Origin of the sequence: Empedobacter sp. GD03739 (genome assembly GCF_029843245.1) — a bacterium.
GTDB lineage: Bacteria > Bacteroidota > Bacteroidia > Flavobacteriales > Weeksellaceae > Empedobacter > Empedobacter falsenii_B.
The window spans coordinates 26,999-53,874 of record NZ_JAOCHX010000024.1 but is presented as its reverse complement, the minus strand read 5'-3'; the positions used below and the strand labels follow the sequence as shown (position 1 = coordinate 53,874).

Genomic DNA, 26,876 nt, shown 5'->3' with positions numbered 1-26,876 from the left:
AGTACGTTATCAAATGTATCACGCAATTGTTTTGTTAGCTGTTGGAATGTATTTTCAATTTAATAACGGATTAGAACGTTCTGCAGCTTGGTGTTTAATTGCCGGAACATTTGTTTTTTCTGTAAGTATCTATTTGTTGTCATTCGCAGAACATTGGAATGCAAACCTTAAATTTTTAGGACCAATTACGCCACTTGGAGGATTATTCATGATTATCGGTTGGGGTTTATTGGCTTGGATTTTTATGAAAGGAAAATAATTTTCTTTAAATTTATATAATTGTTAACCAGTTATATGAATTTGTGGAATAAATTATTGCTTGGATTATTATTTTTACTTGCAATTAATACAAAAGCGCAAGATAAATTAGTATTGACGACTCCTTTAATCTTTAAACATAGCAACTTTGAATTGAAATTGTTTAATAATCAACAATTCAAATACAAGTCTGTTTTTCTTAGCTGTATTGTAGAGTTAGACAGAAACGGTAAAGAAATTAATAATGCTAATTATGGTTTTGCTGAAGGAACTTATCAAGTAAAGGATAATAAATTAATTTTAACTGTAAAATCGTCAAGCAACTATTATTCGTTGCAAAAAGAATATTATTTTTTGATTCTTGATAAAAAGACTTTTTTGATATCTAACAAGGATCGAAAAACTCTCAAAGAAGCAAGAATGAGAAGACCAAATAAATCTTTTCCGAATTATATTATAGATACAGATAATCGTAAAGAATATACATTTTATAGTACTGATCAAAAAGTAACTATCGAAGGTTACGAAAAAGATAAAATATATCAAATGTTTAAATAAAAAGGACACTTTATAAAGTGTCTTTTTTATTTTTAATCTTTACCATTTATCATTTTCGAAACAATTCCAGAATTTTTATTGACTTCATCGATAATAACTCCTATGAGATGAATGAGAAAGAAGATAGGAAACCAATATATTGCAGTTTTATGCAGTTCTTCCATAGGGTCTTTGTAAGTTCCATTTCCCCACATTAAATAAAATCCTGTCACAATATTAATTAGCATTAACAAATAGAAAATCATATAAATTATTCCCTGAAATTTTTCGGATGTTGAATGACTTTTCAAAGGATTAGGAAATCGGATTCCCTTTACCAGCATATAAACAATTCGGACAGCAAAAAGACCTAAAGCGATATAAGCAAATATTTCGTGCCATTGCCACATTGGTTCTAAAGAACTTCTTCCAATTGTTTTTAAAGTAGCGTCAGAAATGTTTAAACCTTCTTTTGAAACTTCATTAGTAATCAAAGCAGAAAGATTTTTTTTACTCATCCATTCCATTCTCAAAAAACCAGTTAAGAAAAGCATTATCATCGATATTCCGATTGTCCAATGTAATAATCGATGAGTTAAAGTAAACTTTTTCATAATTTATAGTGATTAAAAAAACCTCTCAAAATTGAGAGGTTTTTGTCGTATTTTTTTATTCAAAATCGTCTTCTGTGAATTCGAATTCTTCAAATGTACATTCTATTTCGAAAGGAATATCTTTTTCAGATTCTTCTACAAAATCTTGCACTTCACCTTTCCAGTTCAAGGTCAAAATTCCTTTATCGTTTACACTAAAAGTTAATTCGTTGTTTACTGTTTCGTAATCTTCTTCCGAAACATTCAACGTTGTGTAATATACTTCCACAGTTTCACCTTCTTCGTCTTCTTCCTCGGCAAAACCGTAAGGAATAGAAACTTTTTTACCGTTTAATTCTTCTACAGATTCTACGTCCAAAGGAAAATCATCAATAAATAAAGAAAGTTGAGGAAAATCGTTTTGTAACGAATCGCCTTCTACGTGTTCTAAGTCATCAGTCGAATGTATTTCGACCAACAAACATTTTTTATTTCCTTGAAAAACGACTTTGCATAACGATTTTTCAATATTATAATTAAATGTTTCATCCGGATGGAAGAACTTAATTGTTTTCATTGTTTTGTTAATGTATGTTATTAATTATGAGTACGAATATAATTAAGTTCAATTAATTATCACAAAAAAAATGAGAGAAATTATATTTTTTCGCCTCTAAAACAAAAAAGCCATCTATCTAAGATAAATGGCTTCTATTATTTTTTGAATATTCAATTCGATTATTTTGCAGCTTCTTCAGTTGCAGCAGCTGGTTTAGCTGATAAATCTACTTGTAATAAAACTTCGTCTTTTATGATAGAACCTCCAGCACCTACGAATGCAATTCCGAAATCTTTACGGTTTATTCCGAATTCTTCAGATTTGATTGTTACACCATTCGTATTAACAGTTACATTAGCTTTGAAAGTAACATTTTTAGGAACTCCACGGAAATCTAAGTTTCCAGAAATTTCTGAATTGTAATCTCCACCTTCTAAAGCTTTAACTCCTGTAATTTCGAAAGTTGCAGTTGGGAATTTTTCAACGTCTAAGAAATCAGCAGATTTTAAGTGTCCGTCTAATTTTCCTTTGCTTTCTGCATCAGCATCTAAATCTTTAGATTCGAAAGAAGCAAAATCAGCAACAAATTTTCCTGATTCTAAAACTCCGTCGTGTACTTTTACAGAACCTTCTTTTAATTTTACAACTCCGTAGTGACCTTCTTCTGGTTTGTTAATATCGTCAAAAGTTTTTCCACCTTTCCAATTTACAACAGATGCAGTTGTATCAACAGCATATTCTGCAGCTCCTTCAGTTGATGTTGCTCCTTCTTGAGCTTCAGTTGCAGCTTTAGTTTCAGTTTTTCCTCCACAAGAAGTTAATGCAACAGCAGAAACAACAGCCAATCCTAAGAATAATTTTTTCATATTGCTTTTTTTAATTTTTTCTTTTACAAAACTATAATATAAATTAATAGTTGATATTGATTTATATCAATAAATGAAATAATTAAACAATTATTTCATATTGAATAAATCTAATACCTTAGCCAAACATAAGAAAAATTATTCAATCGTGCTAAACGTAAAACAACTCAGTTATAATTATCCAGATTTCGAAGAAAAAGTACTCGATAACATCAATTTTGCAGTTAACAAAGGCGAAGTGGTAAGTATTATCGGAGAAAGTGGAAGTGGAAAATCAACTTTACTGAAATTGATTTATGGATTGTTGGATTTTAAAGAAGGAGAAATTTACTATCATACCAAAAAATTACGCGGACCTGCTTATAACTTGATTCCAGGTCATAAGATGATGAAATACGTAGCGCAAGATTATGATTTGTTAGATTTTGTAACGGTTGGTGAGAATGTCGGGAAATTTTTAAGTAATTTTGATTTAGAGCTTAAACAACAACAAATTGACGAAGCGTTAACGGTTGTTGAAATGTTAGAGTATAAACATATTTTTCCGAATAAGTTGAGTGGTGGTCAGCGACAGCGTGTGTCTATTGCACGAGCTTTGGCACAACAACCCGAAATTTTGTTGTTGGATGAACCTTTTTCTAATTTAGATCAAATATTAAAATTAACCATTCGAGAAAAAATTATGGATTGGTGTAAAGCGCATCAAATTACAGTGATTTTTACAACACATGATTTGAGTGATGCTTTTTATACTTCGGATAAAATTTTAGTTTTGCAAAACGGAAAAATGATTCAGTATGATGAGGTCGAGAATGTGCGAAATTCTCCTGCGACAACTTATGTGGCCAAACTTTTTGGTTATGTAAATGTGTTGGATGATTCACAAGATTTAGGAATTTATTCTTCTAAAATTGTCATTTATCCAGAAGAAATTGCAATTTCTAAAAATGGAAAATTTGAAGGAAAAGTAATTTTATCAAAATTTCAGGGAAGAGATTATTTGGTAAGATTTACATTCAAAAACATTGAATTGTTGACTTATTCTTCTCAAAAATTAATGAAAGATGAGTTGATACATTTTGAAGTTATAAAATTTCATCAATTATGCATTTAGAAAGTTTACAAGTAACGGAATTGTGTAGCGAACGATTAATTTTGATGCCATTCACGATTTCCATTTGCGAAAATATATTACAAAATAATTATACCGATTTAGAGCAATTAAATTTGATTAGAGGAAAAGGTTGGCCAGATGCAGATGTAATCGAAACATTGCCTCGAATTATTGTGAACTTGTCTAAAGTTGATGCACCAACAGGTTTCGAATCGTGGATGATTATCAAGAAATCAACACGAGAAATAATTGGTGACATTGGTTTTAAAGGTTATAATTTTGTTGGAAGAAGTTGTGATATTGGTTATGGAATTATCGAAGCAGAAAGAAAGCAAGGTTTTGCCGTTGAAGCAGCTGCGGAATTGATAAATTGGGCATTTACAAAAGAAACTTTAGAAGAAGTAACCGCTTGTTGTTTGATAGAAAATATAAGTTCAACCAAGTTGTTGAAAAAACTAAATTTCTCTGAATTGAGTCGAGATTCAACTATGATTTATTGGTCGTTGTTGAGAGAAAATAAATTGAGTTAAAGAAAAGAATAGATTTTTCGATAAACTTGGAATGATAATCAGATATAAAAAAAGCGAAATTCAAATTATGAATTTCGCTTTTTTGTTTTTATTTATTCAACAAGAAATCTAAAACTTCTGCTGTAAAATCTTTCGGATTTTCGGCATGTAACCAATGTCCTGCATTTGCAATTTTCTTGATTTCCGCATTTGGAAAACGCTCCTTGATAATCATTTCATCTTCTGGCATAATGTAATTTGAATTTGCGCCACCCAAAAATAAAGTTGGACCATCAAATTCGCCTTTCAACAATTCAGAACCAATCATCTCTTGATAAAATTTATCCAAAATATCTAAATTGAATCGAAAAGCATATTTACCATTCTCGGCGTGGTAAACGTTTTTCAATAAAAATTGTCGCACACCAATTTCAGGAATATATTGTTCCAAAGTCGTTTCTACATCTTTTCGAGTTTCAACTTGATCAAAATTAACAGATTTCAACGCTTTGAAAATCGCATTATGATGAGGTTGATAAGCTTTTGGTGCCATATCAGCTACAATCAAATGATCTAATCTATTTTGATGAATCATCGCAAAATCAATCACAATTCTTCCGCCAAGTGAATGTCCCAACAAATGTGCTTTTTCGATAGAATTTGCATCCATATAATTCACGATATCTTGCGTCATCGCTGCCAAAGAAGAATCTTCGCTATGAAAACTACGTCCATGATTGCGTAAATCAATCAAATGTGTTGTAAAATATTCGCCAAAATGTTTTCCTAATGTGCTCCAATTATCCAATTGTCCAAACAATCCATGAAAAACCAATAAATGTTTTTCACCAGAGCCGACAATTTTGCTATGTAATATTTCTGCCATTTTCTACAAATTTGCTAATTCAATTTTACGTAAATACGCTTGTATCGTATTTTCTAAACCTAAATATAGAGCTTCAGAAATTAACGCGTGACCAATAGAAACTTCGGCAATTGTTGGAATTTCGCGAATAAAATATTCAATATTATCTAAACTCAAATCGTGTCCAGCATTTACAGCCAATCCATTTTCGATTGCTAATTTTGCTGTTTCTTTGTAAGGAAGAATTGCGTCAAGATTTCCTAAACCGTATTGCGTCGCAAATTCTTCTGTGTACAACTCGATTCGATCAGCACCAGTTTTCGCAGCACTTTCAATTAAAGCAGGATTTGGATCTAAGAAAATAGAAGTTCTGATTCCAGCATCTTTAAACGTTTTAATCACATCTGTTAAATAATCAAAATGTTTGATTGTATCCCAACCAGCATTTGATGTAATCGCATCTTCTGCATCAGGAACCAAGGTAACTTGTTCTGGTTTTGAGTTTAAAACCAATTCCATAAAACTATCAATCGGTTTTCCTTCAATATTAAATTCAGTTGTTACAACAGGTTTCAAATCGTAGACATCTTGGTAACGAATATGACGTTCGTCTGGACGCGGATGAATCGTAATTCCTTGTCCTCCGAATTCCTGAATTTTGATTGCCGCTTCTACAAGATTTGGCGTATTTCCACCACGCGCATTACGAATTGTAGCAATTTTATTTATATTAACACTTAATTTAGTCATGATTTTATATTATAATTTTTTTATATCAGAAAGCGAAATGCTTTGCATAATTTCTAAGTCAAATTTACGACAAGCTGTTAACAAATGATCGAAAATATCAGACTGAATTCTTTCAAACTCCAAATTGCTTGCCGAAGTTGTAAAACATCCAATTTCTATGGGCATTCCAAGTGGAGAAACAGGTAATTGTTTTACGATAATTGAATCATTTTGCGAAACAGTTTTCAAACTTTTTAAATAATGTTCAACATAAATTCTAAAAACACCAATATTGGTTAAATTTTTACCATTAATATCTAAATCAGAATTTTCAATGTTTTGATTATAGATAGAGATTTCGTGACGTTTTTGTTGAATATAATGATGAATTAAAGTAATATTTTCGAAACGATTTAACATTTCTTCGTTACAAAACTGAAACGAATTTACATTAAACGAAACAGAACGTTTTATTTGACGTGTTCCAGTTGCCAACATCGCCATATGATTGGTTACCTGAGACGATACCAAATCTACAGTTGGAACCGTTGCAATAGATTTATCAAACTTCTCAATTTTTACTAAATTGATGTTAATTTCTTTTACTGTTCCTTCAATATCGCCTTTGGAAACGGTAATCCAATCGCCAACTTTTACAATTTTAGAATAGGAGATTTGCAAACCAGAAACAAATCCGAAAATTGCATCACGAAAAATCAATAAAACAGCTGCGGTTAAAGCTCCGAGAACGGTAATAATTGTGTTTTTATCAACCGTAAACAAAATCATTATTCCAGAAATAATCGCAAAAAATGTGATAATAAACTTCAACATTTGTCCAAAAGTTCGCACTCCAATTGTTGTATAACTATTTTCTTCGTTGTACACATCAATAATTGTATTGATAACTCGGAAAATAAGTTGCGTAAAAACGATTAATGAAATAAGTTGTGTAATGCGTTGAACAACATGAAAAATATTTCCTTCATTCTTGAACAAAATAACATTCATGCTTAATGCAAAACTGATTGGAATAAGATGAATAGCTGAAAGAAAGACTTTGTTTTTGTACAAAAATTTCAACCAATCGTTTTCGGTGAAATTCTTTAATTTTTTTAGAAGCGGAAGAATAATAGCTCTTAGCACAAAATCTAACACAAAAAGAATAGCTATCCAAGTGACAATTTCTAAGAAATTAAAAAGATTTTCAGACAAATCAATTTTGAAATATTGATTGAAAAAAAATTTTACACCATCAGAAAATTCTTCATAAAAAGATTTATCTTGCATAAGCTGTTAATTGAGTTTAAATAGATTTGTTTGTGCAAAGTTACAGTTTTAAAAATACTAAAATAATGGATAACGATAGTATACTAAATCTTATTAGTGGAATTTTATTGGTTGTTGGTTTGGTCGGAACTGTTTTGCCAGTTTTACCAGGAGCACCTTTGGCATTGGTCGGATTATTAGTTTTTAAATTTAGTGGTGATTGTAGTTACAATTGGGGAACGATAATTATTGCAGGACTTTTTGTGTTATTAGGTGCGCTTTTAGATTATTTACTGCCTGCATATATGACCAAAAAATTAGGCGGAACCAAATACGGAATTTGGGGATCTATTATCGGATTAATTATCGGATTATTTTTTCCACCAATTGGTTTTATCGTAGGTCCTTTTTTGGGAGCATTATTAGGCGAATTAATTTTTACTGCGGCTTCGCCTAAAGTTGCATTAAAATCTGCTTTCGGATCTTTTGTAGGATTTATTTTAACAACAGGTTACGACATTATTTTAACGTTAATATTTATCGGAATATTTGTATATCAATTGATGAATTAATCAGATTAAATGGTTGAAATTAGGTCAATAAAAAAAAATGACCTATATTTGCAAAGAATTTAAAGGAATAAATGGAGGAGGGCTGGTTATAGCTCTCTTTTTCGTTGTATATGGATTCAAGTAAAGTAAAACAGCTGATAGACGAAGCAATTGCGGAAAATCCGTCATTGTTTCTTATCGATTGGAAAATCACTCCAGATGATAAAATTGTAATTTTAGCAGATGGAGACGAAGGTCTTTCAGTCGAAGAAATTGTAAGAATAAGCCGACATGTAGAGCATAATCTTGATAGAGAAGAATGTGACTTTGCATTAGAGGTTTCCTCTCCTGGTGTAGGAAGTAACCTAACCATGCCACGTCAATTTGCTAAAAATGTAGGAAGAACTTTAGAAGCTACATTAAATGACAAAGTGATGGAAGGCGAAATTGTAGAAGCCGATGAAGAAGGTGTTACAATTTTTTGGGAAGCACGCGAACCAAAACCTGTAGGAAAAGGAAAAATTACAGTAGAACACGAAGAAAAAATAAATTACGCTGACATTAAGAAAGCGATTATAAAAGTCACCTTTTAAAAAAATTAAAGTTTAATGGACAATCTTGCATTAATTGAATCTTTTGGAGATTTTAAAGACGATAAGAACATCGACCGTATTACGCTGATGGCAATCTTAGAAGAAACCCTGAAAAGTGTTTTGAAAAAGAAATATGGTACAGATGATAACTTTGATATTATTGTAAATCCTGATAAAGGAGACTTAGAGATTTGGCACAACCGTATCGTTGTAGAAGACGGTTTTTCAGAAGACGACGCAACAGATATCGAATTATCTGAAGCACGTAAAATTGAGCCAGATTTTGAAGTAGGTGAAGAAGTATCGGAAAAAATTCCGATCGAAGCATTAGGTCGTCGTGCGATTTTAACATTACGTCAAACATTGGTTTCTAAAGTAATGGAGCATGATAACTCTAATTTATACGAAAAATTTAAAGGTTTAATAGGAGAAGTAGTTTCGGGAGAAATCCACTATGTACGTCACAAACAAGTGATTATTATGGATGACGAACAAAACGAAATGATTTTACCAAAAGAAAATCAAATACCATCAGATTTTTTCAGAAAAGGAGATACATTACGTGCAGTTGTAGATGACGTAAAATTAAGAGGAGCAAAACCTCAAATTATTTTATCTAGAACATCACCAAAATTCTTAGAGAAATTATTTGAACAAGAAATTCCAGAAATTTTAGACGGATTAATTACAATCAAAAATGTAGTTCGTATCCCTGGAGATAAAGCAAAAGTTGCAGTAGAATCTTACGACGATCGTATCGATCCAGTAGGAGCTTGTGTCGGAATGAAAGGATCTCGAATCCATTCAATTGTACGCGAATTACGTAACGAGAATATCGACGTAATTAACTACACAAATAACATGAGTTTGTTTATTCAACGTGCTTTAAGCCCAGCTAAAATTTCGAATATCGAAATTAATGAAGAAGAAAACAAAGCCTTAGTTTACGTAAATGCAGACGAAGTTTCGAAAGCAATTGGTAAAGGAGGTTACAATGTTCGTTTAGCTTCTAAATTAGTTGGAATGGAAATTGATATTTTCAGAGAAGGAGCCCAAGACGAAGACGTAGAATTATCAGAATTCTCAGACGAAATCGATGCGTGGGTAATCGATGCATTTAGTGCTATCGGGTTAGATACTGCCAAAAGTATTTTAGAACAAGATGTTGATGATTTAATTAAACGTACGGATCTAGAAGAAGAGACGATCTTAGACGTTATCCGTGTGTTAAAAGAAGAGTTTGAAGATTAATTCATTCTCAAGTCATAAACAATTCATACATTTGCAAACATTAAAATAAGAGATTAGCTTCATATGTCGGAAACAATAAGATTAAGTAAAGTATTAAAAGAATTAAATATATCAATAGATAGAGCTGTTGATTTTTTAGAAGGGAAGGGTACAACAGTAGAAAAAAATCCGAACTCTAAAATCGATGTGCCAACTTACGATATTTTAGTTAATGAGTTCCGATCTGATGCTAAACAAAAGCAAGCTTCCGGTGAAGTAGTCATTAACAAAATTTCAGATATCAAAGCCGCTGAGAAAAAAGAAGCAGAAGCAAAAGCTGCAACTGAAAAACCAGTAGAAAAGAAACCTGAAATCATTGAAACGACGAAAGTTGAATTGGAAGGACCAAAGACTGTTGGAAAAATAGACTTAGATGCTTTGAAACCTAAAGCCAAAGTAGAAAAAACTGCGGTAAAAGAAGAGGTGAAGAAAGAAGAAATCAAGAAAGAGGAAGCACCAAAAGCTGAACCTAAAACTGAATCAAAAGAGGAACCGAAAGGACCAAAAGTGATTAAAGTGATTGATCTTGATAAAATAAATAATACAGGTAAACCTAAAAAGCAAGATTCTCCAGCTCCTAAAAAAGAGCAAGCAGAACCTAAAAAGGCGGAAGCACCGAAGGCGGAAGTTAAAAAAGAGGTGAAGAAAGAAGAACCTAAAAAGGTGGAAGAGGTTAAAAAGCCTGAAATAAAAACGGAAGCGAAGCCTGAAGTGAAGAAAGAAGAAATTGAAGAAGTAGCAGCAGTTGAACCTCAAAAAATTGAAACTGTCTACACAAAATTAGATGGACCTAATTTTACAGGTGCAAAGATTGACTTATCTAAATTTGATAAGAAAAAAACTGACGATAAAAAAGGGAATCAAAAAGGTGCTAATAACGCTGCTGACAAGAAAAAGCGCAAACGTATCCAGAAAAACGTTAAACCAGAAGATGTAACAAAAGCTGGAGAAAACGGAGGAAACAATAATAATCGTCAAGGTGGTAACAACAACCACGGAGGAAATAATAATAACCGCCAAGGTGGTAATAACAACCATGGAGGAGGAAATAATAACAACCGTCAAGGAGGTCAAGGACAAGGAGGAAATCGCCCAGGAGGTCAAGGTGGAAATCGTCAAGGTGGTGGAAACTTTAGAGGTGGAAACAACCGTGGACCAAGAGTTCCTCAAGTAGAACTTTCTGACGAAGATGTTAAAAAACAAATTAAAGACACTTTAGATAAACTTACTAACAAAGGAAAAGGATCTAAAGGGGCTAAACACAGAAGAGACAAACGTAAAGAACGTCGTGAGTTTGCTGAGCAAGAGCAAGAAGCAATAGACATGGACAAAACTTTACATGTAACAGAATTTGTAACGGTTAACGAATTAGCTTCGTTAATGGATGTTTCTGTTACAGAAGTTATCTCTGCATGTATGTCATTGGGAATCATGGTTACCATGAACCAACGTCTTGAAGCGGATACAATTCAATTAGTTGCAGATGATTTCGGATTCGAAGCAGTATTTGCTAATGCTGAAGAAGAAATCTCAACTGAAGAAGAAGAAATCGATAACGAAGAAGATTTAGTAACTCGTGCGCCAATTGTAACTGTAATGGGACACGTTGACCATGGTAAAACATCTTTATTAGATTATATTCGTAAAGCAAACGTAATTGCTGGTGAGTCTGGAGGTATTACACAACACATTGGTGCGTATAACGTAACATTGCCAAGTGGTAAGCGTGTAGCGTTCTTAGATACACCAGGTCACGAGGCCTTTACAGCGATGCGTGCTCGTGGTGCTCAAGTAACGGATATTGCAATTATTGTAATTGCGGCCGATGACCAAATCATGCCACAAACACGTGAAGCAATTTCTCACGCTCAAGCAGCTGGAGTACCAATGGTATTCGCTATCAATAAGGTTGATAAACCAGCAGCTAACCCAGAAAAAGTAAAAGAGCAATTAGCTCAAATGAACTTATTAGTTGAAGACTGGGGTGGTACTTACCAATCTCAAGAAATCTCGGCTAAATCTGGTTTAGGAGTAGAAGATTTATTAGAAAAAGTATTATTAGAAGCTGAGGTATTAGACCTTAAAGCGAATCCAAAACGTAAAGCATCTGGTACAGTTGTAGAAGCTGCATTAGATAAAGGACGTGGATATGTTTCGACAATTATTGTACAAACAGGTACATTACACATCGGAGATTATGTATTAGCAGGATCTCACCATGGTAAAGTTCGTGCAATGTTAGATGAGCGTGGTAACAATATCAAAGTTGCTGGACCATCAACACCAGTTACGATATTAGGATTAGCAGGCGCGCCAACTGCAGGTGATAAGTTCAAAGTTTACGAAGACGAACGCGAAGCGAAACAAATTGCAACTCGTAGAGATCAATTACAACGTGAGCAAACTATTCGTACACAAAAACACATCACACTTGATGAGATTGGACGTCGTATCGCTTTAGGAGATTTCAAAGAGTTGAATATTATCTTGAAAGGGGACGTGGATGGTTCTGTAGAAGCATTAACAGACTCTTTACAAAAACTTTCGACAGAAGAAATTATTGTTAACATCTTACACAAAGGAGTTGGACAAATTACAGAATCTGACGTATTATTAGCTTCTGCTTCAGATGCGATTATTATCGGATTTAATGTTCGTCCTGGTGGATCTGCTCGTGATATTGCAGAAAAAGAAGAAGTTGAAATTAGAACATACTCAATTATCTATGCTGCGATCGAAGAGATCAAAGAAGCGATGGAAGGAATGTTATCTCCAGAGTTGAAAGAGCAAGTAACAGGTAATATTGAGGTTCGTGAAACATTCAAAGTAACGAAAGTTGGTACTATTGCCGGATGTATGGTCTTAGACGGTAAAGTTTATAGAAACTCTAGTATTCGTATCATTCGTGATGGAGTTGTGATTCACGATGGTGAATTAGCTTCATTGAAACGTTTCAAAGATGATGTGAAAGAAGTTAGTAAAGGTTACGAATGTGGTCTTAACATCAAAAACTTCAACGATATTCAAGTAGGTGACATTATCGAAGCTTACGAAACTGTAGAGGTTAAAAAGAAATTGAAATAATCAATTCTCAACAAATATTTTAGAAAGGAGCTCAATTTGAGCTCCTTTTTTTATGAAATTTTATTTAATAAAAATCAATACTCTACTTATTATATAGAATTATATTCTATTATTAGTTTTATTTTTAGAATAGAATTTTTGTTTAACATTAATTTAAAGTTTTCTTTTATTTTATTTAAAAACGACTTGTTTTATATTCTATAAAGTCTATAAATTTGCTAGACTTTAAAATTGTAAATATGAACAAGAAATTATACTCACTCAAAAAAATATTTTTTCTCACTGCTCTTTTTGGTGGAACATTTTTATTTGCTCAAACCAAAGTTACAGGTACGGTTGAAGATGTAAATGGACCAATCGATCAAGCAACGGTTAATGTAAAAGGAACGAATATAACGACGACAACAGATGCAGATGGTTTATATCAATTAACGTTAGAGCCTGGGAAGTATGAAATTATTGTTTCAAAAATAGGTGAGCCAACAACGACGCAAACGATTAATGTACTTGATGAAAATGAAATTTCTTTAGATTTCTTTTTGCAATCAATTCGGATACTGATCTTAGCGAAGTCGTTTTGATTGGTTCACGTGCAGTTGGACGTACACAATTAGATTCTTCAACACCAGTTGATGTGATAGATATTAAAGAGGTGACAAAAGATGTAGGACAAGTTTCGTTGAATCAAATCTTAAATTATGTTGCGCCATCTTTTAGCTCGAATACGCAAGTTATTTCTGACGGAACAGATCATATAGATCCTGCTTCTTTGCGTGGTTTAGGACCAGATCAAGTATTGGTTTTGATTAACGGAAAGCGTCGTCATACAACATCATTGGTTAATATTAATGGTTCGTTTGGTAAAGGTTCTGTTGGTACAGATTTGAATGCAATTCCAACTTCTGCAATTAAAAGAATTGAAATTCTTCGAGATGGAGCAGCTGCTCAATATGGTTCTGATGCGATTGCAGGTGTGATTAATATTGTCTTGGAAGATTCGACAGATAAACTACGTGCGTCAATTTCGTATGGAGGAAATCTTTCGAAAAATGCAGAAGATAATTTTGATGGTGAAACTTTTCAAGCGAATGTAAATTATGGTGTAAAAGTGGGTGAAAAAGGAGGATTTGTAAATGTTGCAGGTTCTTACGACAAGCGTCAACCATTCAATCGTCAAAAAGAATTTACAGGAACAATTTTCTCAGATTATAATCGACCAGATTTATACCCAAATCCAACTGGAAAAGATATTACAGAGGAAGAATTAGCGCGTCGTGGAGAAACGCGTGCTGATTATGTTTCGCGCATTGGACAATCAAAAAATGAAGGAGGATCAATTTTTATTAATTCACTTTTTCCAGTTTCAGATAAAACCGAAATTTATGCATTTGGAGGATTAAATTATCGTTTAGGAGAATCAGCAGCCTTTCGTCGTCAGCCTGCTCAGTTGCATCAAACTGTTGCGTCAATTTATCCAAATGGATTTCTACCATTGATTCAAACCAATAATTACGATCGCTCTTTAGCAGCGGGAATTCGTAGTGAAATTAACGGTTGGAAAGTTGATTTTTCGAACACATACGGAAATAATACCATCGATTTTGGAGTAAAAAATACAGTTAACGCATCGATGAAAGAATCTTCACCAACATCTTTTGAAGCTGGTGGATATCGTTTTACGCAGAATACAACCAACCTGGATTTTACGCGTTTTTTTGATGATGTTTTAGCTGGAATTAATGTCGCTTTTGGTGCAGAATTTCGTTATGAAAATTATCAAATTGTAGGAGGTGAAGAGTCATCTTATGCGAATTATGGTAAAGTTCGTCAAATTGGTGTAGACGGAAATGGAAAGCCAATTTATGTACAAGATTTTAATGGAAATATCAATACATTATTCGCTGTAAATGGTACTGCTTTAGCAGGTGGAGCGCAAGCTTTTCCAGGATTTTTACCAGCGAATGAAGTCAATGCAAATCGTCATTCTGTTGCGGCGTATTTAGATACTGAATTTAATTTTACGAAAGATTTCTTAGTGGCTGCTGCGTTACGTTATGAAGATTATTCAGATTTTGGTTCAACATTAAATGGAAAAATTTCGACTCGATACAAATTAGGAAACTATGTGTTGAGAGCCGCAGCAAGTACAGGATTTAGAGCGCCATCTTTACATCAATTATATTTTAGTGCAACATCAAGTTTATTCTTAGATGGAGCAATTTCTAATTCAGGAACTTTTACAAATGATAGTCGTGCTGCAAAATTATTAGGAATTCCACAATTGAACGAAGAAAAATCGAAATCAGTTTCGGCTGGAGCTACGGCAAATTGGGGAAAATTCAAATTGAGTGTTGACGGATATTTCATTAGAATTGATGACCGAATCATTTACACAGGATCTTTCACAGGAAGTAATGCAGCAAATGCATCAGCTCAAGACAAAGAGATTTACGAATTATTGCAACAAGCAAATGCAACTTCGGCTCGTTTCTTCGCAAATGCAATTGATACCGAAACGAAAGGAATAGATGTTGTTTTGACGTATCAAGATCGTTTGGGAGCAGGAAAATTACGTGGAGATTTATCGGCGACTTTTAGCAAGACAAATGTTGTGGGTGATGTACATGCTTCCGATTTATTGAAAGGAAAAGAGTCTACTTATTTTGATCGTTCAAGTCGTATTTATTTAGAATCGGCTATACCTCGTACAAAAATTAATTTATCCTTGAATTATTCATTGGATAAATGGAATGTTTACTTAAGAAACGTGTATTTTGGAGAAGTTGATGCAGCGACAAATACGGTGGCAGATTCGCAAACATTTAGCGGAAAAGTTGTAACAGATTTGAGTTTTGGTTATGCTTTCAACAAAAATATTTCGTTAACAATAGGAGCAAATAATTTGTTTGATATCTATCCTGATGAAACGAAAATTGGAGGAAATAGAGGAGCAGGATATTTTGTGTATTCACGTACTGGACAACAATTCGGAACAGGAGGACGCTTTGCTTTCGCTCGTTTATCATTAAGTTTATAATTTAAATAGTTTATATGTTTTACCAAATCTTTGTCGTAATTGATGAAGGTTTGGTATTTTTGTTTAAATCGATTTTATGAAAAAAATATCATTTATTATAGTTTCATTCTTCGCGATTATTCAGTTGAATGCGCAAGAATCTTACAAAAATGGAGCTGTTGTAACAGCTCATCCCGAAGCTTCAAAAGTTGGAGTTGAAATTCTAAAAAAAGGTGGAAATGCGATTGACGCTTCTATTGCAGTTCAGTTTGCGTTGGCGGTTGTTTATCCAAATGCAGGAAATATTGGTGGCGGTGGATTTTTGGTTTATCGTGATTCAAAAGGAAAGACCGATGCGTTAGATTATCGTGAAAAAGCACCTTTGAAAGCGAGTGAAGATATGTATTGGGACAAAAATGGAAATGCAATTACTGATCTTAGTTTGTATGGACAATTTGCTGCAGGAGTACCCGGAACAGTCGATGGAATGGTGAAAGCGCATGAAAAATATGGGAAATTAAATTGGAAAGAATTAGTTCAGCCAGCTATTAATTTAGCTCAAAAAGGATTTAAAATAACAAAACAACAAGCGAGCGAACTGACAAATAAGCATAATGATTTTGTAAAATATAATTCAAAAACGAATGCTTTAACGTCTAAATCATCTTGGAAAGAAGGAGATTTGTTGGTTCAAAAAGATTTAGCAAATACATTAAAATTAATTCAACAAAAAGGTCGTGCTGGTTTTTATGAAGGAAAAACGGCTGATTTAATAGTGAAAGAAATGAAACGCGGAAACGGAATTATTTCGCACGAAGATTTAAAACAATATCAATCGGTTTGGAGAACGCCAGTTTCGGGAAATTATAAAGGTCTTAAAGTAATTTCGATGCCGCCGCCTTCAAGTGGAGGAATTGCATTGGTTTCGTTATTTCAATCAATCGAAGATTATCCAATCAACAAATGGGGATTTCAAGCAGATTCTACAATTCAAGTGATGGTAGAAGCAGAGCGTCGCGTTTATGCTGATCGCGCAGAGCATTTAGGTGATCCAGATTTTATAAAAGTTCCGCAAAAACAATTGTTGGATAAAAGTTATAATGTAAATCGAATGAAAGATTTTTCGTTTGATAAAGCAACACCAAGTTCAGCAATTAAAGCGGGAGAAATAATTGGTAAAGAGTCAATGGAAACAACGCATTATGTAATTGTTGACAAAGATGGAAATGCGGCTTCTGTAACGACTACTTTGAATAATTCCTATGGATCTTTGGTTGTAGTAGAAGGTGCAGGATTTTTGTTGAATGATGAAATGGATGATTTTTCTGTAAAACCAGGTACACCAAATTTATATGGTTTAGTTGGAGGAAAAGCTAATGCGATTGAACCTTCGAAAAGAATGTTAAGTTCGATGACGCCTTCTATTTTAGAGAAAGATGGTAAATTGTTTATGGTTGTGGGAACGCCAGGTGGCTCTACAATTATAACGTCAGTTTTTCAAGCCATCTTGAATGTTGTTGATTTCGGAATGACGATGCAAGAAGCTGTTGCAGCACCAAGATTTCATCATCAATGGTTGCCAGACCAAATCGATTATGAGCCAAATGCAATTTCAGAAAACGTTCGTGAATCGTTAAAACAAAAAGGTTATACATTGAAAGAACGTAAACCTTACGGGCGTGTGGAAGGAATTTTGGTCAACACTAACGGAACATATCAAGCTGGTGCAGATCCAAGAGGAGATGACAAAGCAGTAGGGTATTAAAAAAGTTAGATAAACAAAAAGGCTATTCAATTGAATAGCCTTTTTAATATTATAAATAATTATTTTACCAACCTTTTATAGCTCCACCTTTGAATACTTCGTCTGCTTTTTTAACAACTTGTTCAGATTGGTATGCTTGTACAAATTTCTTCACTTTTTCATCGTTTTTGTTGTCTTCACGACTCACAATGATATTGACATAAGGCGATTCTTTATCCTCTGTAAAAATTCCTTGTTTTTTAGCATCTAAACCAGCTTGTCCTGCAAAATTATTATTAATAACAGAAATCGCTACTTTTTCATCATCTAAAACACGAGGTAATTGGGGAGCTTCTAATTCTAAAATCTCTAATTTTTTAGGATTAGAAACAATATCAGTTAATTTAGGAAATAAACCCACACCATCTTTCAATTTAATTAAACCTATTTTTTGTAACAACAATAAAGATCGACCTCCATTAGCTGGATCATTCGGAATAGCAATTGTATTACCTTCTTTTAATTCATTTATAGATTTTATTTTTTTAGAATATCCAACGATTGGGTATAAAAATGTATTTCCAATAGGTTCTAATTTGTAACCACGTTGTTTTTCTTGTTCTTCTAAAAATGGAACTGTTTGGTAAGCATTAACATCTAAATCACCTTGATTCAACGCTTCATTCGGAATAATATAATCATTGAAAGTAATCAATTCTACTTCCAAATTGTATTTTTCTTTTGCAACTTGTTTTGCAATTTGAGCAACCTCAAATTCAGGTCCAGTCATTACACCAACATTTATTGTATTTGCATCAGTTTTAGATTCTCCACATGATGTTAAAGCAAGTGCTGATAGTGTTGTAAGAAGTATATTTTTAATTAACTTTTTCATTGTTTAAATTATTTATGATTGAATTTTTTTGATAAGAAATCACCAGTAAATTGGATGATAAAAACGATAATTATTAATAGAATTAAAACGGTATTCATTATAAAAGTATCATATCCAACATACCCATATTGATAACCGATTTGTCCTAATCCGCCAGCTCCTACAGCGCCACCCATTGCCGAATAGCCGACTAAAGTAATTAACGTAATTGTTGCGGCATTTATTAACGATGGTAATGCTTCTGGTAACAAAACTTTGAAAATGATTTGCGAAGGTTTTGCACCCATAGAACGTGCTGCTTCTATCAAACCTTCAGGAATCTCTAATAAACTATTTTCTACTAAACGCGCTATAAATGGTGCGGCTCCAATACTAAGAGGTACCAAGGCAGCAGAAACGCCGATTGATGTTCCAACTAAACTTCGTGTAAAAGGAATCATCCAAACGATTAGAATAATGAATGGAATTGATCTGAAAATATTGACAAAAAAGGCTAAAATTTGATTAACCAATTTGTTTTCTAATAATTGTCCTTTTCTCGTTAAAAACAAGAATATTCCGATTGGAAGACCAAGTACAAAACCAAAAAATCCGGAAACAAATGTCATTAAAACTGTTTCCCAAGTTCCCTTAAGTAATAGATTAATAACTGCTTCTGACATAACCGATTTTTTCTAAATTAAATTTATTTTGCTGTAAATATGTTTCGATTGCTGAGTTTTCTTTTGAATTAATTTTCAAGAAAAATGTTCCGTAATTGATTTCTCCAGCATATTCGATTCTTGAATTTACGATTTCTGCTTCAATATTATGCAACGAATTTATTTCTGCAATAAGTTGATTGAATTTTGGTTGATTCGTGAAATTGATTTTATAAATTATTGAGTTATTTTCTGAATAAGTATCAACCAAATTTTTCTGAAAACTTAGAGGTAAAGCTATGTCCAATGAATTTTTGATAAATTCTTGCGTGATATTCTCTTTCGGATTTGTGAAAATTTCTTCTACTGTACCATGTTCTACTAATTTTCCACTTTCAATCACTCCAACTTCATCACAAATAGAATTGATTACTTCCATTTCATGGGTGATTAAGAGAATCGTTAGATTTAATCGTTGATTGATTTCTTTCAACAATTTCAAAATAGATTTTGTAGTCGCAGGATCTAACGCACTTGTCGCTTCGTCACATAACAAAACTGTTGGATTATTAGCCAAAGCACGCGCTATTGCAACACGTTGTTTTTGTCCGCCTGATAAATTTGTAGGATATTCTTTTGCTTTTTCGTGAATATCAACAAGGTGTAAAAGTTCGTCAACCTTTGTTTTTATTTGGCTTTTTGAGATACCTTCCAATTCCATCGGAAAAGCAATATTTTCTTCTACAGTTCGAGAAGAAAGTAAATTGAAATGTTGAAAAATCATACCGATTTTTCTTCTTTCTAAAGTTAATTTTGAATTATTTAAGTTCAATAAATTTGTTCCATTTATCAAAACTTCTCCTGTATCAGGTCGTTCTAATAAATTAACACAGCGAATCAAGGTGCTTTTTCCGGCACCAGATTTACCAATGATTCCAAAAATTTTTCCTTCTTCTATCTGCAAAGAAACATCGCGCAAAGCATGAATTTCTCTTTTAGAAGTTCTGAAAGTTTTGGATATATTTTTTAGTTCAATCATTCTAAAAATCTTAATAAAAAAACCTCTCAATTATTATAAATAAATGCAGAGAGGTTGTGTTTTTTTTTGCTTTTATAAAGTCTATTAAAATTATGGACTTATAAAAAGTTATGCAAAAATAATTAGTTTTTTTTGAATGATTTTTTATTAAAAATGAAATTTATTCTACAAAATAACCATCTTGCAGGATAAATTTTCTAATTAATATTTAAGATTACGATTTATTATTGTATAATCGAAATTCATAGTAATTATTTCTTAAGATAAGATATCTCTAATTTCTGGATTTTTTTCAAACTGCGCTTTAGCAAAAGGACACAAAGGAATTACTTTGATATTATCTTTTCTCACCCAATCTACTAAGGCTAATAAAGCTTTTTTACCAACACCTTGTCCACCATATGCTTCGTCAACCTCTGTATGATCGATAATAATTTTATCATTACCAGCCCAAACGTAATCCATTTCTCCAGCTTTTTTATCACCATCTAAAACGACAAAAGCACCATTTTTCTTATCATCAATTTGTTTAATTTCCATGAGTTTTATTTTTTAAGTTGTTTATTAATCTTCTAAAGTACCAAACTTTCCGTTATTAAAATCCTCAAAAGCTTCGCGAATTTGCTCTTGTGTATTCATCACAAAAGGACCATAGGAAGCGATTGGCTCATTCAAAGGTTCTCCACTCAAAATTAATACCACACTATTTTTTGTTGCTTCAATTGAGAAATCTTCGCCTTCGTTTGTAAACAATAATAAGTGATCCGTTGGAACAATTTCTTGGTTGTTCACTTTTACTTCTCCATCAATAACTAATAAAACGGTATTGTAATTTGCAGGAAAATTAAAATTAGCTTTTCCATCTTCATTCAGTTTTGCATTCAGCATATTAACAGGAGAAAATGTTGATGCAGCACCTTTTGTTTGGTTATATTCACCAGAAATAACTTCGATAAAACCATTTTCAACTTCTACAGTTGGAATATCTTTATGTTCAATCGCTTGATATTTTGGAGTGCTCATTTTATCCTTTGCAGGAAGATTTACCCACAATTGAACCATTTGAAAAATTCCACCTTGTTTATAAAATTCTTCGGCATGATATTCTTTGTGTAGAACACCCGAAGCTGCTGTCATCCATTGTACATCGCCTTGATGAATTGTTCCTCCTCCACCAGAACTATCGTGATGAGAAACGCTTCCTTCATAAGAAATAGTTACAGTTTCGAAACCACGATGTGGATGCACGCCAACACCTTTTGGTTTGTCTGTTGCTGGAAAATTGAATTTAGAATTGTAATCTAACATAATAAATGGATCCATTCTTTTCATATCTAAATGATAACCACTTGGAATAAAATTGTGAACTCTAAACCCATCTCCAACGAAGTGAGGTTCTCTTGGAGCGATAACTATTTCTATATTTTTTGTATTCATAATGATTTTTTTATATGTTTTTATTTTTGTTATACAAATTTACGAAGCTAAATAGTTGATTATATTGATGTAGGTTAAGAAGTTTTAATTGAATAAGTTAACATATATCAATGGTTTGTATGATCTGTTAAATTTAAATAGTTCTAAAATATAGATGAACGATGTTTGTCTAATTATTGTTTTTTTTATATTTGGTTGTATCTATCTAACAAAATAAATAAAAATGAAAAAAAATTCAATAGTTTTAGGTGTATTTGCATTAGTTACATTAGGATCTTGTAAAAATGAAACACCTCAAGAAAAAGCGCAAAAAGAGTCACAGAAAGCTTTAGACAAAGCGTATGATGCAAACGAAGCAAATCAAGTTGCGACAAAGCTGTAGTAAAATCAGATATTGCAACAGTTATTTATACAGATATTGCTGCCGCAAATGCTGCTGTTGCTAAAATTCCGATGCCTGCATTGTTAAATGATAAAGCTAAAAAATTAGCAAGTGATTTGGGTAAAGCGTTGATTGATAGTATTAATGTAAAAGACGCAAAAGAAATAGAGAAATCTGAAAAGAAAATTACTGATTTGAAAAATGATGTTGAAAAAGCTTATCAAGACAGTAAAATAAATGTTGAGGATCGTGATGCAATCAAAACATATATCGAAGATTGTGTAAGAGCTGCAGTAGCTACTGTTGTAGCTATACATTCTTAATATTCTTTTTATAGAAGTATAAAGCCCACCTCAATTGAGGTGGGTTTAGTTATATATAATAAATTCTCATCAACCATATTAGGAAGTGTAACCTTTAGCAAAGGCTCTTCTTCCATGGCACGTTTTGTCGAAAAGATAGCTTCATCGTTTCATTCACATCCCAATGTATATTGATTTTAAACTGTTTTCAGCATCAGAATTTTATTCAACTGTTTATTTCAGGTCTATGAGATCACAATTAAACAAATAAATTAGTCAAGTAGTTTTTCTATAAATTCATTATTCTGAATTCTAATTTTTATAAAATTATCGCTATTAATTAAAAAATCTAAATATTTTTTAATAAGTATATCGCCGTATGATTTTTTAATTTTATTGATTAAATCAAGTTCCATATCTTTTTGAGAAGAATAACTGTAGAGATAAGCTAAACGTTTAAGTAAATTTATTAAGAAGGTATTTTTGTTAAATAAAAAGAGTTGATCAAAATAACATAAAATTATTTCAGCTGGAACATAATTACTTATTACATCGATCATTTTTTTATACTCCTTTTCAGCATCTAATATCTTAAAATATAAATCAATACAATCATCTGATTCGTAAAAATTTATTTTAAGATTAGTAAGTGTTTTCGTTCTGAATTTTTTAAACTTTTCTTCTTCATTTAAATGATTTTTTATAAAAAGAAAATCTTCTAATGATGGATTGTAAGGGAATTTTAAAAGTTTTATTTCTGTATATTTAGGCAAATCATTTGTCTGTTTATAAAGTTTTTCTAGAATATTGTAATAAGGGTAGTTGTATTTTTCTTTAGAATTGTTTGAAATAATATCTTTACAATAAGCTTCTACAGCAATATGGTCAGTTTTCATTAGTTCTTCTAAAATCATTAAATTATAGTCATTTTGATAAATTGATGGTTTGAAATAATCTTTTATTTCTGTAAACAACTCTGTCTCTATCATGATTTGTAGAAAGAATGTCTGAATCTCTATGTTATAATTTATATTTTCTTTATGCCATTTTTTTAGGTAATTTAGAAGGTGTTGTCCGATAATTTTTTTTCTCTCTGTAGTCGCTTGATAATATATTTCTTTATTTATTTCAAAATCATTTACAGTTATATTATCCATATTAAGGAAGTTGCTCCAATGATCAAGTACAACGTTTTTCCATTGTTCTTCTACTGCTATTTTATTGATCCTAAAAGCATATTTTTCTATAATAGCGTAAACATATTTTTCTAATCTTTTACTTGTTGTACCCGAGTTAAAATGAAAAGAAAGTAATAAATCACATATTCTTATAATTAGTGGTTTTACGATTTCTGTCGTCTTAATAATGCAATCTATATAAGCAAATACAGGTTCAAGAGCAATTTGTAGTAAATCGATTATCTTTTTTACTTCGGATATTTCTACTTTCCTTTTTTTACCTATTATTGAGGTTATTGTATCTTTTATTAATTGTTCTACTTCATCAAGAGAATACTCTTTTTGTTTTTGAGAAAATGATAACATGAAATATTGTTCAGCTTCTCTATTTGTATTAAAAAAATCAAGTAACCATTTTCTTAAATCTTCTTCTTCAATTAGTTTAAGTAAAGTTTCGCTCTCTTTTTCTTTTTTTATGCGAGTTTTTTTAACAGGTTTTAAAGAGGTAAGTTTTACGATTTCTTCTAGCATTTTTTTTTGATGAATACACCAAGATTCGTTACTTCCACAATCACAAGAATGGGAAGTAACTTCTTTATTTTTGATTACTATATTTACATCGTAACTATTCGACTGGTCATCTACAAAAGCAATAAAGTTCCCTTTTTTTTCTTCTTCTAATTCTCTAATTTCGAGTTTTTTAATATCTCTTTTGTTTTGAGAAGAAATTAATTTGAGTAAATTTTCAATAGTATTCATAAGCTTTTATAATAATTCTTCATCAACCATATTTGGTAAAGTAACTTTTAATAATGGCTCTTCTTCCATCGCACGTTTGATCGCAAAAATAGCTTCTTCGTTTCTTGCCCAAGAACGTCGAGCAATTCCATTATTTACATCCCAATGTAACATCGATTTTAGGCGTTGTTCTGCATCCGAAGATCCGTCTAATAACATTCCGAAACCTCCATTGATTACTTCTCCCCAACCAACGCCACCACCGTTGTGAATAGAAACCCAAGTTGCTCCACGGAAACTGTCACCAATCACATTGTGGATTGCCATATCAGCCGTGAATTTTGAACCATCATAAATATTAGATGTTTCACGGAAAGGAGAATCTGTTCCAGAAACATCATGATGATCACGACCTAAAACAACTGCTCCGATTTCTCCTTTCGCAATTGCATCGTTAAATGCTTTCGCAATTTTAATTCGTCCTTCTGCATCTGCATATAGAATACGTGCTTGCGATCCAACAACCAATTTGTTTTCTTGTGCTCCTTTTATCCACGTGATATTATCTTGCATTTGTTGCTGAATTTCTCTCGGAGAATGTTGCATGATTTCTTCTAAAACTTGGCAAGCAATTTCATCCGTTTTTTGTAAATCCTCAGGTTTTCCCGAAGTACAAACCCAACGGAAAGGTCCAAATCCAAAATCGAAACACATTGGTCCCATAATGTCTTGAACATAACTTGGATATTTAAAATCGATATTATTTTCTGCCATTACATCAGCACCAGCACGAGAAGCTTCTAACAAAAAGGCATTTCCATAATCGAAGAAATACGTTCCTTTTGCGGTATGTTTATTCACCGAATCTGCATGACGACGCAACGATTCTTGTACTTTCTCTTTGAATAATTCAGGATTATTTGCCATCATTTCATTGGCTTCATCAAAAGATAATCCAACAGGATAATAACCGCCAGCCCAAGGATTATGCAAAGATGTTTGATCTGAACCTAAATCGATGTATAGATCTTCTTGGTCAAATTTTTCCCATACATCCACTACATTTCCGTCATAAGCAATCGAAACAACTTCGTTATTTTCTTTGGCTTCGCGCACACGAGCAACCAATTCATCCAAATCAGTAATTACCTCGTCCACCCAACCTTGTTCGTGACGTTTGTATGTCGCAGCAGGGTTTACTTCGGCAGTTACAGAAACAACACCTGCGATATTTCCTGCTTTCGGTTGCGCACCAGACATTCCACCAAGTCCTGCCGTTACAAATAATTTACCAGCCGTACCTTCATTATCGATTTTGCGACAACCATTCAAAACGGTAATCGTTGTTCCATGAACAATTCCTTGCGGACCAATGTACATATAACTCCCTGCGGTCATTTGCCCGTATTGAGAAACGCCTAATGCATTCATCTTTTCCCAATCATCCGGTTTCGAATAATTAGGAATCACCATTCCATTCGTAACAACAACGCGCGGTGCATTTTTGTGTGAAGGAAATAATCCCATCGGATGTCCAGAATACATCACCAATGTTTGCTCTTCTGTCATTTCAGACAAATATTTCATTGTTAATAGATATTGCGCCCAGTTCTGGAAAACAGCACCATTTCCACCATAGGTAATCAATTCTTCTGGATGTTGCGCAACAGCGTGATCCAAATTATTTTGAATCATTAACTGAATTGCTTTTGCTTGTTCCGAATTTCCTGGATAATCTGTAATTGGACGTGCAAAAATTTTGTAATCAGGCATCAAACGATACATATAAATACGCCCGAAATCTTCTAATTCTTGCTTAAATTCAGGAATTAATTCAGCATGATCTTTTGGTTCGAAATAACGTAACGCATTTTTTAATGCTAATTTTTTTTCGTCTTCCGATAATATTTCTTTACGCTTTGGTGCGTGACTTACGTTAGGATTTCTGTCTTTTTTTTGAGGTAAAACAGAAGGAATACCTTGTTTTATTTGTTCTTGAAAAGTCATTTTTTTTGTGTTTTTATGTTTTATGCTGAACGTTTTTTAATGTCATTCTGAGCCTGTCGAAGAATTTACAGGATTATAGTTTATTTTTCTTCAAATCTTTATCTATCAAAAATAATAGTATAAATCCGATGAAATAACAAAGTAAATCGATCCACGAAAAAGATGTTCCGATGATAATTCTTGCTGCTTTGTTATGTCCTAAGCCAATCATTTCTACAAAATTGAAATATTGTAAAATCTCTACAATAAAAGAAAAAAACAATGTAAAAATTGCAATGTTAATCGCTTTTGTGTTGATAAATGCTTTGATAAAATAGTAAATGAAAATCACGACTAAAATATCGCCAACAAAAGGACGAATGATTTTGTCTTTGATGTATAACGCAATAATTACTTCAATCAAAAAGATAATAATTGCTATGGTGAATGATTTTTTATCGAATTTTAGCATATTACATTTTAATTTGATGCGAAGTTGAAATGAATTCAACTTGACTAATCGTTAAGTCATCCTGAACTTGTTTCAGGAACACATTATATTTTTTTTAATTGGAATGACATTTACTTGATTGTCGTTGTTGTAATTGTCACTCTGAGCTTGTCGAAGAGTCTTCTATATATAGTAGTTTTCTATATTATTAATAGTTTATCCTTCGACAAATTCTGGATGAAAAGGATAA

The 26,876-nt window shown here is 32.4% G+C and carries 27 protein-coding genes; 13 read left to right on the top strand and 14 right to left on the bottom strand.

The features are described 5' to 3' along the window. A partial coding sequence (locus N5E64_RS09515) for a DUF423 domain-containing protein (protein ID WP_280037291.1) occupies window positions 1–259 on the top strand: 259 nt, incomplete at its 5' end. A gap of 35 nt (window positions 260–294) precedes the next feature. After that, the gene (locus N5E64_RS09510; RefSeq protein ID WP_038335037.1) at window positions 295–816 is read left to right on the top strand and encodes a hypothetical protein; all 522 of its coding nucleotides are present in this window, start codon (window positions 295–297) and stop codon (window positions 814–816) included. A 32-nt stretch (window positions 817–848) separates the two neighbouring features. On the opposite strand, the gene N5E64_RS09505 is transcribed toward N5E64_RS09510, so the two are convergent. The 3 genes from N5E64_RS09505 to N5E64_RS09495 all read right to left on the bottom strand — a co-directional run bounded on the left by N5E64_RS09505 (window position 849) and on the right by N5E64_RS09495 (window position 2,813). Next, a complete protein-coding gene (locus tag N5E64_RS09505) occupies window positions 849–1,409 on the bottom strand; it encodes a cytochrome b/b6 domain-containing protein (RefSeq protein WP_280037289.1) in 561 nt (186 codons plus the stop codon). A 55-nt stretch (window positions 1,410–1,464) separates the two neighbouring features. Further along, on the bottom strand, window positions 1,465–1,965 hold the full coding sequence (locus N5E64_RS09500) for a hypothetical protein (protein WP_038335039.1): 501 nt from the start codon (window positions 1,963–1,965) through the stop codon (window positions 1,465–1,467). 161 nt (window positions 1,966–2,126) lie between these two features. Beyond that, complete coding sequence (locus tag N5E64_RS09495) at window positions 2,127–2,813, bottom strand: YceI family protein (protein ID WP_280037287.1); 687 nt, start codon at window positions 2,811–2,813, stop codon at window positions 2,127–2,129. Between the two features lie 100 nt (window positions 2,814–2,913). On the opposite strand from N5E64_RS09495, the gene N5E64_RS09490 reads away from it, so the two are divergent. Together N5E64_RS09490 and N5E64_RS09485 are read left to right on the top strand one after the other, a co-directional pair. Continuing rightward, entirely contained in the window at window positions 2,914–3,927 is a 1,014-nt protein-coding gene (locus N5E64_RS09490) for an ABC transporter ATP-binding protein (RefSeq protein WP_280037285.1), read from the top strand. Continuing rightward, the gene (locus tag N5E64_RS09485; RefSeq protein WP_280037284.1) at window positions 3,918–4,457 is read left to right on the top strand and encodes a GNAT family N-acetyltransferase; all 540 of its coding nucleotides are present in this window, start codon (window positions 3,918–3,920) and stop codon (window positions 4,455–4,457) included. The genes N5E64_RS09490 and N5E64_RS09485 overlap by 10 nt, the downstream gene beginning before the upstream one ends. A gap of 88 nt (window positions 4,458–4,545) precedes the next feature. Here N5E64_RS09485 and N5E64_RS09480 read toward each other — a convergent pair whose 3' ends face one another. The 3 genes from N5E64_RS09480 to N5E64_RS09470 are packed head-to-tail and all read right to left on the bottom strand — an operon-like array spanning window position 4,546 to window position 7,320. Next, on the bottom strand, window positions 4,546–5,322 hold the full coding sequence (locus N5E64_RS09480; RefSeq protein WP_125350501.1) for an alpha/beta fold hydrolase: 777 nt from the start codon (window positions 5,320–5,322) through the stop codon (window positions 4,546–4,548). Between the two features lie 3 nt (window positions 5,323–5,325). After that, window positions 5,326–6,051 carry a pyridoxine 5'-phosphate synthase gene (locus N5E64_RS09475; RefSeq protein WP_125350500.1) on the bottom strand — a complete coding sequence of 242 codons (726 nt, stop codon included), beginning with the start codon at window positions 6,049–6,051 and terminating at the stop codon, window positions 5,326–5,328. 9 nt (window positions 6,052–6,060) lie between these two features. Further along, complete coding sequence (locus N5E64_RS09470) at window positions 6,061–7,320, bottom strand: mechanosensitive ion channel family protein (RefSeq protein WP_280037282.1); 1,260 nt, start codon at window positions 7,318–7,320, stop codon at window positions 6,061–6,063. Between the two features lie 65 nt (window positions 7,321–7,385). Here N5E64_RS09470 and N5E64_RS09465 point away from each other — a divergent pair, with 65 nt between their 5' ends. The 7 genes from N5E64_RS09465 to ggt all read left to right on the top strand — a co-directional run bounded on the left by N5E64_RS09465 (window position 7,386) and on the right by ggt (window position 17,598). Beyond that, the gene (locus N5E64_RS09465; RefSeq protein WP_125350498.1) at window positions 7,386–7,871 is read left to right on the top strand and encodes a DUF456 domain-containing protein; all 486 of its coding nucleotides are present in this window, start codon (window positions 7,386–7,388) and stop codon (window positions 7,869–7,871) included. 110 nt (window positions 7,872–7,981) lie between these two features. Next, window positions 7,982–8,443 (top strand): ribosome assembly cofactor RimP, encoded by a 462-nt coding sequence (gene rimP, locus N5E64_RS09460; protein WP_125350497.1) that lies wholly within the window; start codon window positions 7,982–7,984, stop codon window positions 8,441–8,443. A gap of 15 nt (window positions 8,444–8,458) precedes the next feature. Beyond that, window positions 8,459–9,694: a transcription termination factor NusA gene (gene nusA, locus N5E64_RS09455; protein ID WP_280037281.1), complete on the top strand. Its 1,236-nt coding sequence runs from the start codon at window positions 8,459–8,461 to the stop codon at window positions 9,692–9,694. 63 nt (window positions 9,695–9,757) lie between these two features. Continuing rightward, window positions 9,758–12,817 carry a translation initiation factor IF-2 gene (gene infB, locus N5E64_RS09450; protein WP_280037279.1) on the top strand — a complete coding sequence of 1,020 codons (3,060 nt, stop codon included), beginning with the start codon at window positions 9,758–9,760 and terminating at the stop codon, window positions 12,815–12,817. 239 nt (window positions 12,818–13,056) lie between these two features. Next, complete coding sequence (locus N5E64_RS09445; protein ID WP_280037278.1) at window positions 13,057–13,398, top strand: carboxypeptidase regulatory-like domain-containing protein; 342 nt, start codon at window positions 13,057–13,059, stop codon at window positions 13,396–13,398. Beyond that, window positions 13,395–15,854 (top strand): TonB-dependent siderophore receptor, encoded by a 2,460-nt coding sequence (locus tag N5E64_RS09440; protein ID WP_280037277.1) that lies wholly within the window; start codon window positions 13,395–13,397, stop codon window positions 15,852–15,854. Before N5E64_RS09445 ends, N5E64_RS09440 begins: the two co-directional genes overlap by 4 nt. 76 nt (window positions 15,855–15,930) lie before the next feature. After that, on the top strand, window positions 15,931–17,598 hold the full coding sequence (gene ggt, locus N5E64_RS09435) for a gamma-glutamyltransferase (protein ID WP_280037276.1): 1,668 nt from the start codon (window positions 15,931–15,933) through the stop codon (window positions 17,596–17,598). A gap of 64 nt (window positions 17,599–17,662) precedes the next feature. Here the strand turns inward: ggt and metQ are convergent, their stop codons facing one another. The 5 genes from metQ to N5E64_RS09410 form a co-directional block, all read right to left on the bottom strand. Continuing rightward, window positions 17,663–18,472, bottom strand: coding sequence for a methionine ABC transporter substrate-binding lipoprotein MetQ (gene metQ, locus N5E64_RS09430; RefSeq protein WP_280037274.1), 810 nt, complete (start codon window positions 18,470–18,472; stop codon window positions 17,663–17,665). 8 nt (window positions 18,473–18,480) lie between these two features. Beyond that, entirely contained in the window at window positions 18,481–19,134 is a 654-nt protein-coding gene (gene metI, locus N5E64_RS09425; RefSeq protein WP_280037273.1) for a methionine ABC transporter permease MetI, read from the bottom strand. After that, complete coding sequence (locus N5E64_RS09420) at window positions 19,115–20,152, bottom strand: methionine ABC transporter ATP-binding protein (protein WP_280037271.1); 1,038 nt, start codon at window positions 20,150–20,152, stop codon at window positions 19,115–19,117. Before N5E64_RS09420 ends, metI begins: the two co-directional genes overlap by 20 nt. A 258-nt stretch (window positions 20,153–20,410) precedes the next feature. Beyond that, entirely contained in the window at window positions 20,411–20,692 is a 282-nt protein-coding gene (locus N5E64_RS09415; protein WP_280037269.1) for a GNAT family N-acetyltransferase, read from the bottom strand. 24 nt (window positions 20,693–20,716) lie between these two features. Continuing rightward, the gene (locus tag N5E64_RS09410) at window positions 20,717–21,589 is read right to left on the bottom strand and encodes a pirin family protein (protein ID WP_280037268.1); all 873 of its coding nucleotides are present in this window, start codon (window positions 21,587–21,589) and stop codon (window positions 20,717–20,719) included. A gap of 223 nt (window positions 21,590–21,812) precedes the next feature. Between N5E64_RS09410 and N5E64_RS09405 the strand changes: the two genes are divergently transcribed. Together N5E64_RS09405 and N5E64_RS09400 are read left to right on the top strand one after the other, a co-directional pair. After that, window positions 21,813–21,971, top strand: a complete 159-nt coding sequence (locus N5E64_RS09405) for a hypothetical protein (protein WP_185144212.1) — start codon at window positions 21,813–21,815, stop codon at window positions 21,969–21,971. Between the two features lie 71 nt (window positions 21,972–22,042). Continuing rightward, a complete protein-coding gene (locus N5E64_RS09400; RefSeq protein ID WP_125350491.1) occupies window positions 22,043–22,294 on the top strand; it encodes a hypothetical protein in 252 nt (83 codons plus the stop codon). Window positions 22,295–22,545: 251 nt separating this feature from the next. On the opposite strand, the gene N5E64_RS09395 is transcribed toward N5E64_RS09400, so the two are convergent. The 3 genes from N5E64_RS09395 to N5E64_RS09385 form a co-directional block, all read right to left on the bottom strand. Beyond that, a complete protein-coding gene (locus N5E64_RS09395; RefSeq protein WP_125350490.1) occupies window positions 22,546–24,210 on the bottom strand; it encodes a hypothetical protein in 1,665 nt (554 codons plus the stop codon). Between the two features lie 6 nt (window positions 24,211–24,216). Next, entirely contained in the window at window positions 24,217–26,196 is a 1,980-nt protein-coding gene (locus tag N5E64_RS09390) for a urocanate hydratase (RefSeq protein ID WP_280037263.1), read from the bottom strand. Window positions 26,197–26,269: 73 nt separating this feature from the next. Continuing rightward, on the bottom strand, window positions 26,270–26,647 hold the full coding sequence (locus N5E64_RS09385) for a DUF2809 domain-containing protein (protein ID WP_280037261.1): 378 nt from the start codon (window positions 26,645–26,647) through the stop codon (window positions 26,270–26,272). Window positions 26,648–26,876: the final 229 nt, after the last annotated feature.

What these genes read in the sequence shown, in the direction of transcription:
- N5E64_RS09510 (WP_038335037.1), top strand. Translation starts at nt 295, where the DNA reads ATGAATTTGTGGAATAAATTATTGCTTGGATTATTATTTTTACTTGCA.
- N5E64_RS09505 (WP_280037289.1), bottom strand. Translation starts at nt 1,409, where the DNA reads ATGAAAAAGTTTACTTTAACTCATCGATTATTACATTGGACAATCGGA.
- N5E64_RS09500 (WP_038335039.1), bottom strand. Translation starts at nt 1,965, where the DNA reads ATGAAAACAATTAAGTTCTTCCATCCGGATGAAACATTTAATTATAAT.
- N5E64_RS09495 (WP_280037287.1), bottom strand. Translation starts at nt 2,813, where the DNA reads ATGAAAAAATTATTCTTAGGATTGGCTGTTGTTTCTGCTGTTGCATTA.
- N5E64_RS09485 (WP_280037284.1), top strand. Translation starts at nt 3,918, where the DNA reads ATGCATTTAGAAAGTTTACAAGTAACGGAATTGTGTAGCGAACGATTA.
- N5E64_RS09480 (WP_125350501.1), bottom strand. Translation starts at nt 5,322, where the DNA reads ATGGCAGAAATATTACATAGCAAAATTGTCGGCTCTGGTGAAAAACAT.
- N5E64_RS09475 (WP_125350500.1), bottom strand. Translation starts at nt 6,051, where the DNA reads ATGACTAAATTAAGTGTTAATATAAATAAAATTGCTACAATTCGTAAT.
- N5E64_RS09470 (WP_280037282.1), bottom strand. Translation starts at nt 7,320, where the DNA reads ATGCAAGATAAATCTTTTTATGAAGAATTTTCTGATGGTGTAAAATTT.
- N5E64_RS09465 (WP_125350498.1), top strand. Translation starts at nt 7,386, where the DNA reads ATGGATAACGATAGTATACTAAATCTTATTAGTGGAATTTTATTGGTT.
- rimP (WP_125350497.1), top strand. Translation starts at nt 7,982, where the DNA reads ATGGATTCAAGTAAAGTAAAACAGCTGATAGACGAAGCAATTGCGGAA.
- nusA (WP_280037281.1), top strand. Translation starts at nt 8,459, where the DNA reads ATGGACAATCTTGCATTAATTGAATCTTTTGGAGATTTTAAAGACGAT.
- infB (WP_280037279.1), top strand. Translation starts at nt 9,758, where the DNA reads ATGTCGGAAACAATAAGATTAAGTAAAGTATTAAAAGAATTAAATATA.
- N5E64_RS09445 (WP_280037278.1), top strand. Translation starts at nt 13,057, where the DNA reads ATGAACAAGAAATTATACTCACTCAAAAAAATATTTTTTCTCACTGCT.
- ggt (WP_280037276.1), top strand. Translation starts at nt 15,931, where the DNA reads ATGAAAAAAATATCATTTATTATAGTTTCATTCTTCGCGATTATTCAG.
- metQ (WP_280037274.1), bottom strand. Translation starts at nt 18,472, where the DNA reads ATGAAAAAGTTAATTAAAAATATACTTCTTACAACACTATCAGCACTT.
- metI (WP_280037273.1), bottom strand. Translation starts at nt 19,134, where the DNA reads ATGTCAGAAGCAGTTATTAATCTATTACTTAAGGGAACTTGGGAAACA.
- N5E64_RS09420 (WP_280037271.1), bottom strand. Translation starts at nt 20,152, where the DNA reads ATGATTGAACTAAAAAATATATCCAAAACTTTCAGAACTTCTAAAAGA.
- N5E64_RS09415 (WP_280037269.1), bottom strand. Translation starts at nt 20,692, where the DNA reads ATGGAAATTAAACAAATTGATGATAAGAAAAATGGTGCTTTTGTCGTT.
- N5E64_RS09410 (WP_280037268.1), bottom strand. Translation starts at nt 21,589, where the DNA reads ATGAATACAAAAAATATAGAAATAGTTATCGCTCCAAGAGAACCTCAC.
- N5E64_RS09405 (WP_185144212.1), top strand. Translation starts at nt 21,813, where the DNA reads ATGAAAAAAAATTCAATAGTTTTAGGTGTATTTGCATTAGTTACATTA.
- N5E64_RS09400 (WP_125350491.1), top strand. Translation starts at nt 22,043, where the DNA reads ATGCCTGCATTGTTAAATGATAAAGCTAAAAAATTAGCAAGTGATTTG.
- N5E64_RS09395 (WP_125350490.1), bottom strand. Translation starts at nt 24,210, where the DNA reads ATGAATACTATTGAAAATTTACTCAAATTAATTTCTTCTCAAAACAAA.
- N5E64_RS09390 (WP_280037263.1), bottom strand. Translation starts at nt 26,196, where the DNA reads ATGACTTTTCAAGAACAAATAAAACAAGGTATTCCTTCTGTTTTACCT.
- N5E64_RS09385 (WP_280037261.1), bottom strand. Translation starts at nt 26,647, where the DNA reads ATGCTAAAATTCGATAAAAAATCATTCACCATAGCAATTATTATCTTT.